This is a genomic window from Pseudomonas sp. NPDC089743 (genome assembly GCF_044748785.1).
GTDB classification, from domain to species: domain Bacteria; phylum Pseudomonadota; class Gammaproteobacteria; order Pseudomonadales; family Pseudomonadaceae; genus Aquipseudomonas; species Aquipseudomonas putida_X.
The window spans coordinates 54067-67401 of record NZ_JBIVGS010000018.1 but is presented as its reverse complement, the minus strand read 5'-3'; the positions used below and the strand labels follow the sequence as shown (position 1 = coordinate 67401).

The window sequence follows — 13335 nt, the reverse complement described above, 5'->3', positions numbered from 1 at the left end:
GTGTGCCCAGGTGGCGGAATTGGTAGACGCGCTGGTTTCAGGTATCAGTGACCGCAAGGTCGTGGAAGTTCGAGTCTTCTCCTGGGCACCAAGTATTTCAAGTAACAGATGACCAAGGATCTGTTACTACTGTGTGAAGCGAACGATAGTCGCCTTCATCAGATGATGTAAAGCTTTGCCCAGGTGGCGGAATTGGTAGACGCGCTGGTTTCAGGTATCAGTGACTTAACGGTCGTGGAAGTTCGAGTCTTCTCCTGGGCACCATACAAAAACCCACTAGCTTGCTAGTGGGTTTTTTCTTGCCTGCGATTTTGTTTCAGCCCTCCCCTGCATGGCGAACCATCCGACGATGGGCTGACCATGAATTTCTCGTCACACGGCCACTTGAGAAACGATTTCGTTTACCATTGTTTCCAAATATGTAGCCGTAAGCGAGGAAGTACCCGCATGACGATCCGTCCGCAACCGCTGATGCGCACCTTGGCCGCCGCTGTTCTTAGCCTGGTGGTGGGCGCCCCGGCCGCCATGGCAGACGAGCCGGTCACACTGACCATGTACAACGGTCAGCACAAGGAAATCGGCGAAGCTATCGCCAAGGCCTATGAGGCCAAGACCGGCATCCATATCAATATTCGCAAAGGCAGCAGCAACCAGCTCGCCAGCCAGATCATCGAAGAAGGCGACCGCTCGCCGGCCGACATCATCTACACCGAAGAATCGCCGCCGCTGAACAACCTGGGCGAGCTGGGTTTGCTGGCGAAGATCGATGACGCCACGCTGAACATGCTGCCCAAAGAATACGTTGCCGCCAACGGTTCCTGGATGGGCGTGACCGCGCGTACCCGCGTGGTGGTGTTCAACCCGAAGAAGATCGACGAGAAAGACCTGCCGACCACGGTAATGGATTTCGCCAACCCCGAGTGGGACGGCAAGGTCGGTTTCGTACCGACCAGCGGTGCCTTCCAGGAACAGGCTGTTGCCATCCTCAAGATGCACGGCCGTGAAGCCACCGAAGAATGGCTTACCGGCCTGAAAGCCTTCGGCAAGACCTACACCAACAATATGGTCGCCCTGAAAGCCGTGGAAAAAGGCGAAGTCGCCGCCGTGCTGGTGAACAACTACTACTGGTACGCCCTGGAGCGTGAGCGCGGCAAACTGGACTCCAAGCTGTACTACCTGGCCGACGGTGACGCCGGCAACCTGGTGACTATCTCCGGCGCCGCTGCGGTCAAGGCCAGCAAGCACCCGAAGGAAGCTCAGGCGCTGCTCAACTGGATGGCCAGCGAAGAAGGTCAGCGCGTGATCACTCAGACCACTGCTGAATACCCGCTGCACAAAGGCATGGTGTCCGACCGTGGACTGAAGCCGTTCGAAGACCTGCGCCCGCCGAAAATCTCGCCGGCCGACCTGGGCAATGCCGAGGAAGCGCTGGAGCTTGAACGTGAGGTCGGCCTGCTCTGATGACCGCCGCCCTGTCCGATCCGGTGCCGGTACGCTTCGTACCGCGCCGCAAGCGCCCCTCCATCTGGGTGGTGCTGCCTGTACTGTTTCTGGTTGCAATGAGCTTGCTGCCATTGCTGTACGTCGCGATGAAAACCTGGGAAGCCGGCTGGCGTGAAGCCCTGCACCTGCTCTGGCGCCCGTTCGTCTGGGGCCTGATGCGCAACACCCTGATGCTGATGGTCGGGGTGACGGTGGCGTGCATGGTGGTTGGCCTGGCGCTGGCGTGGCTGCTCGAACGCAGCAATCTGCCAGGCCGTCGCCTGTGGGGCGTAGTGCTGTGCCTGCCATTCGCCGTACCATCGTTCGTCAGCAGCTTTACCTGGGTGTCGCTGAGCTCGGACTTCGAGGGGCTGGGCGGGGCCATTCTGGTCATGGCCCTGTCCAAGTACCCACTTATATTCCTGCCGGTGGCTGCCACGCTGCGCAACCTCGACACTTCGCTTGAAGAGTCGGCGCGCACGCTGGGCTGCAGCCGCTGGGGCGTGTTCACCAAGGTCACCCTGCCGCTGCTGTGGCCGTCGATGCTCGGCGGCGCATTGCTGATTGCCCTGCACATGCTGGTGGAGTTCGGCGCCTTGTCGATCCTGGGCCTGCAGACCTTCACCACGGCGATCTATCAACAGTTCGAACTGGAGTTCAGCAACGCAAACGCCGCCATGCTCTCGGCAGTGCTGCTGGCGCTGTGCCTGGCGATGCTCTGGCTGGAGCTGAAAGTGCGTGGCAAGGCGCGCCACGTGCGCATCGGCCAAGGTGTGGCACGCCGTGCGCAGCCGATGCGCCTGGGCGGATGGATGCCACTGGCGCAGCTGTTCTGCGTGGCGCTGGCGATACTGGGTAGCGGGATTCCGCTGGCCATGCTCGGCTACTGGTTAAGCGTGGGTTCGTCGGCGGCGTTCCCGGTCGCGGCGATCAGCAAGGCGCTGCTCACCTCGCTGTCAGTATCGCTGGGGGGCGCAGGTTTCTGTGTGCTGCTGGCGCTGCCGGTGAGTTTCCTGGTGGTGCGCTACAAAGGCCGCCTGGCGATCTGGGCTGAGCGTCTGCCCTACCTGCTGCACGCCCTGCCCGGCCTGGTGATTGCACTGACGCTGGTGGTGTTCGCCCTGCACTACGTGCCGGCGCTGTACCAGACCACTGCGCTTTTGCTGCTGGCTTATGCGTTGCTGTTCCTGCCACTGGCCCAAGCGCCGGTGCGCACCGCCCTGAACAAAGCCTCACCGACACTCGAAGAGGCGGCCCGCACCTTGGGTGCAAGCAGCTTCGCGGCGTTTTGCCGGGTGACCTTGCCGATCATCTTCCCAGCCTTGGCGGCCGCCTTCGCACTGGTATTCCTCGATGCCATGAAGGAACTGACGGCCACCCTGCTGCTCAGCCCCACTGGCATGACCACCCTGGCCACCGAGGTCTGGGCGCATACTGCCAACGTCGAGTTCGCGGCGGCGGCGCCTTATGCAGCGTTGTTGATCTTGGTTTCGGGATTGCCGGTATATCTGCTCACGACGCGGATGTATTTGAACAAGGCGTGAGAACCTGTCCAGGCTGCCAAGCAGCCTGGATTTTCGAACGACACACAGGAGCTTACCTCCAGTACTCTATCCAAACAAAAAACAGAACGATCAATGCAATCAGAAGAATTTGTATATTCCACAAGCCCACTAACAGCCTCTGCAGATCGATGGGAACTTTACTAACGTCATCGCTAGCCAATAGATTCTTTCGGATGCTGAAATATTTCAGAGATAGCATTGCAGAAATCGACCCTAACCGCATGACTTTCCCGAGCAACCCAGCATGAGAATAAATTTCTCTATTCACAGCCACCATTCGACTATTTGATAAGATTGATTCGATACGATCCAAATATCGATACACTAAAAAAAACCACACACCAAACATCAAAAACGGAGAAATGAGCACAGCCACACCGAGCACCGCCAGGTGCAAGTTACTCATCGCACTGCCTCATACAAAACCTCCCCTCCTCTTCTCCAGCGACATTTGCAATATTACGCATGCGGAACTTGCCATTCCATCGGCGGGAATACCTACAGCAACAAATATTGCCTCCATACGCCCCGACATATCCACCAATCGCCCACTCTCAAGCCCGCAACTAGCGAACTCCTCTCGACGCACTCAGCCTTTCTACCAAGCGATTTGGGAAAACAGCCTGAGCACTTGAGGCTACATCATTGGTTCACGTTAAAACTCTTATTATCCAATTGAAGGCAAAGAACAAGATCGTCGACAATACGAGCCCCAGCCACGATGGTAGTAGGATTTTTTTAATAGGCTCTGGGAAGCTCTCTACATCCGAAACGTCTGCCACACCTTTTCGAATGAACAACCCCGGAATCATAAGCATGTTTGCCGCCAGGCAGGTCCGCATCACCTTCCCAACAAGTCCGGCCGATGAAAAGTTATCCTTATTACTCTGAATATAACTGCATTTAGACAGGGCCGCTTCAATATCCTTTACATAACGACAAGCCAAATAAACCATCATGCACACGCTGCCCCCCATACAAGCTATTAGGATAGACGCGATCACTGTCATTGCTACGGAACTCACTCTCGTACACTCTCATAAATCACCTCCCCCAGACCGCCCATCCACTCACCACCGTAATCCCCTCCATACTTCCCACCCACGGCCGCCCCAATTACGACGCATGTTACCCCTCCAAATCCTGCTAAGGGAATTCCACCCCCCCACACAGAGCTTAGCAACGCGCCTCCCACGAGCCCACCACCGGCACTACCAGAAATCCTACCGGCCAGGGCGCTGGTCTCGACATATCTGGCTTAATGAGCCACCACCCAAGTGGGACTCTATGCAACTGATCAACCTCCACTAGCGTCTTTTTGACGGACTCCGGGTGTTTGCTCCGCAGGCTTGAGGAACTGCGCGGTCGCGGTGGGAGCCGGCTTGCCGGCGATGGGCTGCGCAGCAGCCCCCATAGCCGAGCTGTGATAGCCCGAGCGCGCTCGACGGGGCCAGCGAGCATTTGGGGCCGCTTTGCGGCCCATCGCCGGCAAGCCGGCTCCCACTTGGATTGCGGCAACTTTTAGAAGTTGAGCCAGACAGTTGCTCCCAGGGGGCGCACAGCCTTTCGAATTTTAAGCAAGACAGCTTCTCCTCAAGCCTTGATTCGCATGATCAGGCGCGGAATTGCCCCAGGCTCGCCCGCAACTGCGCCGCCAAGTCATCCAGCACCTTGCTGCTCGCTGTGGTTTGCATCACCACTTCTGCCGAACGCTCTGCCTGAGCATGGATATTCTCAACCCGCCCACGCACCGCCTGCGCCCCATGCGCTTGCTGCTCAGCGGCCCGCGTGGCCAGCCCGATTGCGGCATGCACCTGCTCCACTGCCGCCTGCACCGACTGCTGCCGGCGCTCGTTCTCGCGCAGCACCGACAGGCCTTCACTGGCCTTCAGACCTGCCTGGCCGATGGTTGCCACCGCCTCCTTGGCGCCCTTCTGCAGCGCTGCGATATGGGCCTGAATATCACCGGTCGAGCTTTGCGTCTTGCTCGCCAGTGCTCGCACCTCGTCGGCCACCACGGCGAAGCCGCGCCCGGTTTCGCCGGCACGCGCGGCCTCGATGGCGGCGTTGAGCGCCAAAAGGTTGGTCTGTTCGGCGATGCCGTGAATCACGGTCAGCACCACCTCGATTTGCTCGCTCTGCCTGGCCAGCCGTTCGATCACCTGCGAGCCGGTTTCGACTTGGCCTGCCAGGTTCTCGATCATGCCGGCCAATTGGGTTGACGCGCGGCTGTTCTCATCGGTCGCTTGCCGGATGTCGACCACCTGCTGCAGCGCCGCCTGCATGGCGTGGCTTTCAGCCTGGGCCTCATCGGCCATGCTCGACAGGTCGCGCAGGCTGGCGGCCACTTCGTCGCGTTGCAGTGCGGCGGCAGCATCGGCGCCAGCATTGCGCTGGGTCATGCTGTCAATCTCGACCCCCGTACGCTGTGCCACCTCGCCCGCCTCGCGGACAATCGGCTGCAACTTGTCGACGAAGCGGTTGACCGCTGAGGCCATGTCACCAATCTCGTCGCGACTGTCGAGGTTGACGCGCTTGGTCAGGTCACCTTCACCTGCAGCCAAATCGTTGAGTGCGGTGATCAGCAGGCGCAGCTTACTGAGCACCCGACGGCCTAGCACCAAGGCCACTACCAGCAAAACACCCATCCCTACCACCACAAGACCCAGCCCGATGCGCCAACGCAGCTCTGCGGCAGCGTGGCGCACGGTTTGTGCGGTATTGGCCTGCATCGCCGTGGCACTGCCCTGTGCGGTTTCCAGGCGCTCGCGCAGGGCCTTGCCGCTGTCGGCTGCGGCGGCACCGAGGCTGTCGCCCACCAGCTGCTCTGCACTCGTGATCAAGGCAGCGAAGCGCTGGTCCAGGGCGTTGAGCTCCTGATCGACACCGGCAGTGGATACCCCCATCAGTACCTTGCCGATTTCCGCGCCGTTGGGGCTGATCGAGGCTTCGACGAAGTACACCGAAGGGTCGCGGCGAGCGGCATCCAGTACCTTGTCCAAGGCCCGCTCACCCTGGCCCTTTTCCATCAAGGCCTGGTTGATCGGGTTCTGTCGATTCAGGTAGCGGGTCAGGTGCTGACCCTGGGCGTCGTCATAAATCACGAACAGGACGTTGGGGTTGCGCTGGGCCCGACGCGCGAAGTCTGAAAGCACCGGCACATCGTTGTCCCAGATAGCCCGCGGGGCGACCGATGCCAGCAGTTGGGCCATGTCGTTGGCCGAGTCCTTGAGGTTTTTTTCCAGTGTAGCGCGCAGTTGCTGCTGCTCAGTTTGCAGCCGCTCGGACAGCCCGGCACTCAGGCGCTGTCGCGTACTGCTGGAGAGGCTGTCGAGGCCGGCGCGTACGTCCTGCCCAGCTTGCTCAAGCTCGCTGGCAAGCTTACGGCTATCGCTGCCCAGGCGCTCGCCCAAGTCGGCCTCAAGGGCAGTGACAGTGCTTCGGGTCAGCGCAACGGCGACCATCACCTGCACCAAAAGGGCGATACCAAGGGCAACAAACACAGGCCGCAAGAGGCGGCTTCGTAACAGTGAGAGGATGGCAGACACGGTAAAACCCTCGTGCTTTCTGGCGCCATTATTTTGATGGCATCTACAGAAACTTCTTACAGCAAGGGTTGTGCCGGGCACAGCAGGGATAAACGCCAAGGTTGAGCAGCGGTGCTATTAGCACCAAGCCGATGCAAAAACGCCGCGCTCTCTTTCAAGAGCGCGGCGTCAGATCAGCCTGTGGCAGATCAGGCGAACGGATGACGCAGCACGATGGTCTCGTTGCGGTCCGGGCCGGTGGAGATGATATCGATCGGCGCGCCAACCAGCTCCTCGATGCGCTTGATGTAAGCGCGAGCAGCTTCTGGCAGGGCTTCCAGGGACTTGGCGCCCACGGTCGACTCGCTCCAGCCTGGCATCGTTTCGTACACCGGCTCCAGGCCGATGTAGCTGTCGGCGTCGGACGGGGCATCGTTAACGGCGCCGTTTGCGTCCTTGTAGCCAACACAGATGTTGATGGTTTCCATGCCGTCCAGTACGTCCAGCTTGGTCAGGCAGATACCCGAGATGCTGTTGACGTCGATGGCGCGACGCAGGATGACGGCATCGAACCAGCCGCAACGACGGGCACGGCCAGTGGTCGAGCCAAACTCGTGACCACGCTTGGCCAGGCCGGCACCGGTTTCGTCGAACAGTTCGGTCGGGAACGGACCGGAACCCACGCGCGTGGTGTAGGCCTTGGTGATACCCAGGATGTAGTCCAGGTACATCGGGCCAACGCCGGAACCGGTGGAGATACCGCCAGCAGTGGTGTTGGAGCTGGTGACGTACGGGTAGGTACCGTGGTCGATGTCCAGCAGCGAACCCTGGGCGCCTTCGAACATGATGTCCTTGCCGGCACGACGCAGGTTGTGCAGCTCGGCGGTCACGTCGAGCATCATCGGCTTGAGCAGCTCGGCGTATTCCATGCACTCGTCCAGCGTCTGCTGGAAGTCGATGGCCGGCTCTTTGTAGTAATTGACCAGCTGGAAGTTGTGGTAGTCCAGCAGCTCACCGAGCTTGGCGGCAAAACGCTCACGGTGGAACAGGTCGCCGACGCGCAGGCCGCGACGGGCGACCTTGTCTTCGTAGGCTGGGCCGATACCGCGGCCGGTGGTGCCGATCTTGGCTTCGCCACGGGCTTTCTCGCGGGCCTGGTCCAAGGCTACGTGGTACGACAGGATCAGCGGAGCAGCCGGGCTGATGCGCAGGCGCTCACGCACCGGTACGCCCTTCTCTTCCAGCTTGGTGATTTCACGCATCAGGGCATCGGGCGCAACGACCACGCCGTTGCCGATCAGGCACTGCACGCCTTCGCGCAGGATGCCGGACGGGATCAGGTGCAGAACGGTTTTTTCACCGTTGATCACCAGCGTGTGGCCAGCATTGTGGCCACCCTGGTAGCGCACTACGGCGGCAGCATGTTCGGTCAGCAGATCGACGATCTTGCCTTTGCCCTCATCACCCCACTGGGTGCCCAGGACGACGACATTCTTACCCATTACATTGGTCCTCATTCACGCAAACTTGGTTGCCGGCCTACTGCCGACGCAGAAACTCAATGGGTCAGCGGCAGAACCTGCCAGCGCCCGTCTTGCTGAATCAATTGCCGATCACAATCCGCCTCGAGAGCAGCACTCAACGGCTGGCCAGGCAGAGCCTGAACCACACGCTGGCCCTCGTTGCGCAACTGGCAGACCTGCTGCCAGAGGGCCGCGTCACCACTGTCGGGCATCCAGATGCCGCCAGTTGGCAATACGACCTCCGCTCGCCCCAGTGTGACCAGGGTCTTCAAATCCGTGGAGAAACCCGTGGCCGGGCGGGCCCGGCCGAAATCTGCGCCGATGTCGTCGTAGCGCCCGCCCTGGGCGATCGATTGACCTTCGCCAGGCACGAACACGGCGAACACCACACCGGTGTGGTAGTTGTAGCCACGCAGCTCGCCAAGATCGAAATACAGCGGCAGGTCCGGGTAGCGCGACGCCAGGCGATCAGCTATCGCCAGCAGGTCATCCAGCGCCGCCAGCACGCTGGCTGGGGCGCGGCCCAGGCGCACACGGGCTTCGGCCAGCACTTCGCGGCCACCGCACAGCTCGACCAGCGCGCGCAGCATGTTGCTCAGGTCTTTCGGCAAGTCGGCAGTCAGTGCCTGCACTTCATCGACCGACTTGCGCTGCAGGGCATCGAACAGCTGCTGTTCGACTGCACCGGACAACCCGGCGGCGCGCGCCAGGCCACGGTAGATGCCGACATGGCCGAGATCCATGTGCACATCCGCGACGTCGGTCAGTTGCAGCGTGGCGAGCATCAGGCTGATGACTTCGACATCACTGGTAGGGCTGGCGTCGCCGTACAACTCGGCACCCAGCTGGATCGGGCTGCGCGAGGTGGACAGGGCACGCGGCTGGGCGTGCAGCACACTGCCGGCATAGCACAGCCGGCTCGGGCCTTCGCGGCGCAGGGTGTGGGCGTCGATGCGCGCCACCTGCGGGGTAAAGTCGGCACGGAAGCCCATCAGGCGACCGGACTGCGGGTCGACCACCTTGAAGGTGCGCTGATCCAGGTCCTGGCCGGCGCCGGTAAGCAGCGACTCCAGGTACTCGATATGCGGGGTGACGACCAGTTCGTAGCCCCAACTCTGGAACAGGTCCAACACCTGACGACGCGCGATCTCGATACGCGCAGCCTCAGGTGGCAGTACTTCCTCGATGCCATCTGGCAGTAGCCAGCGGTCTACCGTTGCCATTACGCCATTTCCCCTCTGGTCCGGGCGGCTTGCCTGCAGGCGAGCCGTCAGTAAAGCAGGCATTGGCGCACAGCAGCAGGCAGCACTGATCCCAGCGCCGCCACCGTACCCAATACCCTCGAATTGCCTTGCGAACTGACCAAACCGTCAACTGGCGCTTTGCCAATCAACCTTGCAGACGCAAAAAAGCCGGGAAATTTCCCGGCTGCCTCATCATACACCCCTTTTTAATCAGGATGCACCCCGCCTGGTGTTTTAGCTGCCAGGCGGGGCACTTCCCGATCAGAGCATCAGGGCTTGCTCTTGTCCAGGAAGCGGAAGAACTCGTTCTTCGGATCCAGGACCAGCACATCGCTCTTGCTGGAGAAGCTGTCGCGGTATGCCTGAAGGCTACGGTAGAACGCATAGAAATCGGCGTCCTGGGTGTAGGCCTTGGCATAGATGGCGGCCGACTGGGCATCACCATCACCACGGGTTTCTTCCGCCTCACGATAGGCTTCGGCCAGCAGCACGCGGCGCTGACGGTCGGCATCGGCACGGATACCCTCTGCCAGCTCGTTACCCTTGGCACGATGCTCGCGGGCTTCCCGCTCACGCTCGGTGCTCATACGGTCGAACACGCTGCGGTTGACTTCCTTCGGCAGGTCGATGGCCTTGACGCGCACATCGACCACCTCGATACCCAGCTCCTTGCTGGCCATGCGGTTCAGCGATGCGGTGATATCAGCCATCAGCGCATCGCGCTCACCGGACACCACTTCGTGCAGGGTACGTTTACCGAACTGGTCACGCAGGCCGCTTTCCAGACGACGAGACAGACGCTCATCGGCGATCTGCTTGAGACCGGAAGTCGCGGTATAGAAACGCTCGGCATCCTGAACACGCCACTTGGCGTAGGCGTCGACCATCACCGCTTTCTTCTCCAGGGTCAGGAACCGCTGGGTCGGGGCGTCGAGGGTCATCAGGCGGGCGTCGAACCTGCGCACCTGGTTCACATAAGGAATCTTCACATGCAAGCCAGGCTGGACATCCGCCTGGACCACACGGCCGAATTGCAGCAGTACCGCACGTTCGGTCTGGGCCACGATGTAGAAGCTGTTCCAGGCCACGACAGCCAGCACCACAGCTGCGATCAGGGCGATCAGCGATTTATTGCTCATCAGCGGCTCTCCCTAGTGCGCATCTGCTGCTGTTGCTGTTGCAGGTCCTGCGCCGCACGTGCGGCCGCATCATTGGCCGATGGCGACACACTGGTAGCCGGCGCGGACTTGTTGCGACCGCTTTCGACCATCTTGTCCAGCGGCAGATAGAGCAGGTTGTTCTGCCCATCCTTGGTTGCCACCATGACTTTGCTGGTGTTGCTGTAGACCTCTTGCATGGTCTCCAGATACAGACGCTGACGGGTTACGTCAGGGGCCTTGCGGTACTCGGCGAGCAGCTTGGTAAAGCGGTCAGCCTCACCCTTGGCGCGGGCGATGACTTCGTCGCGGTAACCGTTGGCGTCCTCGATGATGCGTTGCGCCTGACCACGGGCTTCCGGCACCACGCCATTGGCGTAGGATTCGGCCTGGTTACGGGCACGCTGTTCGTCTTCACGGGCACGGATCACGTCGTCGAAGGCTTCCTGCACTTCACGCGGGGCCGCCGCGCTCTGGACGTTGACCTGGGTGACAGTGATACCGGTACGGTAGTTGTCGAGGAAGCGCTGCAGACGTTCGCGGATATCCACGGCCATCTGCTCACGACCCTCGGTCAACACCTGGTCCATCGAGGTGGAGCCCACCACGTGGCGCAGGGCGCTTTCGGTGGCATGCTGCAGGCTCACCTCGGGCTGGTCGACGTTGAGCACGAAGTCCTGCAGGTTGGTGATCTTGTACTGGACGGTCAGTGGCACCTCGACGATGTTCTCGTCTTCGGTGAGCATCTGGCCCTGCTTGGTGTAGGCACGCTCACGCGTGACGTTTTCCATGTACTTGCGATCGATCGGCGGGAAGTAGATGTTCAGGCCGGGACCGACCGTTTCATAGTACTTGCCGAAGCGCAGCACAACGGCCTGCTCCTGCTCGTCGACCACATACACGGCGCTGTACAGCCAGATGGCAGCCAGTACCGCCAGGCCGATGCCCAGCAGGCCGTAGCCGCCACCCTTGCCGACATTGCGGTCACCGCCGCCACGTTTCTTGCCGCTGCCGAACATGCCATTAAGGCTGTCCTGCAGTTTGCGGAAGGCCTCGTCCAGATCCGGCGGGCCTTTTTTATCGCCACCGCCGCCACCACCACCGCGGCGACCGCCCCAGGGATCCTGATTGTTCGAGTTGCCACCCGGCTCGTTCCAAGCCATAGCGCTCTCCATCTGATAAAGCAAAGACGCGCCCACGGCGCGCCGTCCAATGCTACAGAATGCCTGCCACTGCTGCCCGACGACCTCGACGGGCATTTATTGCAAAGTGTGTTGCTCGACAAACACTTGCGGCTCCATGCCTTCGCGGCTGACCAGGCGATTCAACTCGACCCTGGGCAATCGCACACTCAGCAGGCTGCGCCCTTCTTCGTCATGCTCTTCACTCTGCACCGCACCCAAGGCAAAGAATTGCGCGCGCAAGCGGGCAAAACGCTGCTCCAGGCACAGGGTACCGACAAAAAGATCATCCCCCAGCAATTCGGCAATGGCCTGACCTACAAGGTCCAGGCCACGACCATCTCGAGCCGATACCCAGACCCGCTCCGGCTTGCCATCGGCATTGCGCTGGATCTGCGGCTCGACATCTTCAAGCAGGTCGAGTTTGTTATAGACCTCGAGTATCGGCAAGCCTTCGGCACCGATCTCGCCCAATACTGCCAGCACCTGCTCGATCTGCTCCATGCGCTCGGGCTCATGGGCATCGATCACATGCAGCAGCAGGTCGGAGTTGCTCGACTCTTCGAGCGTAGCCCGAAATGCCTCGACCAGCTTGTGCGGAAGGTGACGAATGAAGCCAACGGTGTCAGCCAGCACGATTGGCCCAAGGTCGTCGAGCTGGAGCCGGCGCAGGGTCGGGTCGAGGGTGGCGAACAATTGGTCGGCAGCGTACACATCGGATTCGGTCAGGGCGTTGAACAGCGTGGACTTGCCCGCGTTGGTGTAGCCCACCAGCGATACCGACGGAATATCCGCGCGCCGACGGCCCCGGCGAGCCTGCTCACGCTGGCTGCGAACCTTTTCCAGGCGTGACTTGATCTGGCGCAGGCGCACCCGCAGCAGACGCCGGTCGGTTTCCAGCTGGGTTTCACCCGGGCCGCGCATACCGATACCACCCTTCTGACGCTCAAGGTGGGTCCAGCCGCGCACCAGCCGCGTGCTCATGTGCTCGAGCTGGGCCAGTTCGACCTGCAGCTTGCCTTCATGGGTACGCGCCCGTTGGGCGAAGATGTCGAGAATAAGCCCGGTACGGTCAAGCACGCGACACTCGAAGACGCGTTCGAGGTTACGTTCCTGGCTGGGCGTGAGGGTGTGATTGAAAATCACCAGATCTACCTGTTCGGCTTTGACCAGGTCGCGCAGTTCCTCGACCTTGCCGCTGCCAATCAGGTATTTGGCGGTAGGCTGATGCCTTGCCACTGTGACCAGCGAGACGATGTCGGCTCCGGCCGACAATGCCAGTTCCTGAAACTCCTGCGGGTCTTCGCGCGCCTCAGGGTTCTGACCTTCCAAGTGAACGAGCAGCGCCCGCTCACCACCACCGTGGCGCTCAAAGAACAATGCAGGCTCCTATCAGGCGTTGCCTGGTTCGCTGTCGCCGTGTTCGGAATCGGACGGGCTTGGCAGGCGAACCGGACGGGCTGGAACCACGGTCGAAATCGCGTGCTTGTAGACCATCTGGCTGACAGTGTTTTTCAACAGCACCACGAATTGGTCGAACGATTCGATCGAGCCCTGCAGCTTGATCCCATTGACCAGATAGATCGAAACCGGGACCTTTTCTTTTCTCAAGGTGTTCAAGTAAGGGTCTTGTAGCGAATGCCCTTTTGACATATG

Annotated in this window: 9 protein-coding genes, 2 tRNA genes and 1 pseudogene; 4 read left to right on the top strand and 8 right to left on the bottom strand. The window is 60.7% G+C overall.

Features of this window, described 5'->3' with window-relative positions; all coding sequences use genetic code 11:
* Positions 1-4: 4 nt before the first annotated feature.
* From ACIPZC_RS23090 to ACIPZC_RS23075, 4 genes are all read left to right on the top strand, one after another.
* Positions 5-91 (top strand) — tRNA-Leu (locus ACIPZC_RS23090).
* Positions 92-177: 86 nt separating this feature from the next.
* A tRNA-Leu gene (locus tag ACIPZC_RS23085) sits at positions 178-264 on the top strand.
* A gap of 183 nt (positions 265-447) precedes the next feature.
* Positions 448-1461, top strand: a complete 1014-nt coding sequence (locus ACIPZC_RS23080; protein WP_241806238.1) for an extracellular solute-binding protein — start codon at positions 448-450, stop codon at positions 1459-1461.
* Positions 1461-3026: an ABC transporter permease gene (locus ACIPZC_RS23075; protein WP_400629744.1), complete on the top strand. Its 1566-nt coding sequence runs from the start codon at positions 1461-1463 to the stop codon at positions 3024-3026. The genes ACIPZC_RS23080 and ACIPZC_RS23075 overlap by 1 nt, the downstream gene beginning before the upstream one ends.
* Positions 3027-4660: 1634 nt before the next feature.
* On the opposite strand, the gene ACIPZC_RS23070 is transcribed toward ACIPZC_RS23075, so the two are convergent.
* The 8 genes and pseudogenes from ACIPZC_RS23070 to hfq form a co-directional block, all read right to left on the bottom strand.
* Positions 4661-5365, bottom strand: coding sequence for a methyl-accepting chemotaxis protein (locus tag ACIPZC_RS23070; protein WP_400629786.1), 705 nt, complete (start codon positions 5363-5365; stop codon positions 4661-4663).
* Positions 5366-5566: 201 nt separating this feature from the next.
* Positions 5567-5695: pseudogene (locus ACIPZC_RS23065) on the bottom strand (hypothetical protein); the annotation flags it as partial.
* A 1088-nt stretch (positions 5696-6783) separates the two neighbouring features.
* A complete protein-coding gene (locus ACIPZC_RS23060) occupies positions 6784-8076 on the bottom strand; it encodes an adenylosuccinate synthase (RefSeq protein WP_241806242.1) in 1293 nt (430 codons plus the stop codon).
* Between the two features lie 56 nt (positions 8077-8132).
* Positions 8133-9320 (bottom strand): ATP phosphoribosyltransferase regulatory subunit, encoded by a 1188-nt coding sequence (locus ACIPZC_RS23055; RefSeq protein ID WP_400629742.1) that lies wholly within the window; start codon positions 9318-9320, stop codon positions 8133-8135.
* A 290-nt stretch (positions 9321-9610) separates the two neighbouring features.
* Positions 9611-10480 (bottom strand): protease modulator HflC, encoded by an 870-nt coding sequence (gene hflC, locus ACIPZC_RS23050; RefSeq protein WP_241806244.1) that lies wholly within the window; start codon positions 10478-10480, stop codon positions 9611-9613.
* A complete protein-coding gene (hflK, locus tag ACIPZC_RS23045) occupies positions 10480-11661 on the bottom strand; it encodes an FtsH protease activity modulator HflK (RefSeq protein ID WP_267819101.1) in 1182 nt (393 codons plus the stop codon). The genes hflC and hflK overlap by 1 nt, the downstream gene beginning before the upstream one ends.
* Positions 11662-11757: 96 nt before the next feature.
* Complete coding sequence (gene hflX, locus ACIPZC_RS23040; RefSeq protein WP_267819103.1) at positions 11758-13059, bottom strand: ribosome rescue GTPase HflX; 1302 nt, start codon at positions 13057-13059, stop codon at positions 11758-11760.
* A 12-nt stretch (positions 13060-13071) separates the two neighbouring features.
* Positions 13072-13332: an RNA chaperone Hfq gene (gene hfq, locus ACIPZC_RS23035; RefSeq protein ID WP_003258160.1), complete on the bottom strand. Its 261-nt coding sequence runs from the start codon at positions 13330-13332 to the stop codon at positions 13072-13074.
* Positions 13333-13335: the final 3 nt, after the last annotated feature.

Bases quoted from the DNA above. Each gene is read 5' to 3' on its own strand.
- hflK (WP_267819101.1), bottom strand. From the start codon at position 11,661: ATGGCTTGGAACGAGCCGGGTGGCAACTCGAACAATCAGGATCCCTGG.
- ACIPZC_RS23070 (WP_400629786.1), bottom strand. From the start codon at position 5,365: ATGGCCGATGAGGCCCAGGCTGAAAGCCACGCCATGCAGGCGGCGCTG.
- ACIPZC_RS23055 (WP_400629742.1), bottom strand. From the start codon at position 9,320: ATGGCAACGGTAGACCGCTGGCTACTGCCAGATGGCATCGAGGAAGTA.
- ACIPZC_RS23075 (WP_400629744.1), top strand. From the start codon at position 1,461: ATGACCGCCGCCCTGTCCGATCCGGTGCCGGTACGCTTCGTACCGCGC.
- ACIPZC_RS23080 (WP_241806238.1), top strand. From the start codon at position 448: ATGACGATCCGTCCGCAACCGCTGATGCGCACCTTGGCCGCCGCTGTT.
- hflC (WP_241806244.1), bottom strand. From the start codon at position 10,480: ATGAGCAATAAATCGCTGATCGCCCTGATCGCAGCTGTGGTGCTGGCT.
- ACIPZC_RS23060 (WP_241806242.1), bottom strand. From the start codon at position 8,076: ATGGGTAAGAATGTCGTCGTCCTGGGCACCCAGTGGGGTGATGAGGGC.
- hfq (WP_003258160.1), bottom strand. From the start codon at position 13,332: ATGTCAAAAGGGCATTCGCTACAAGACCCTTACTTGAACACCTTGAGA.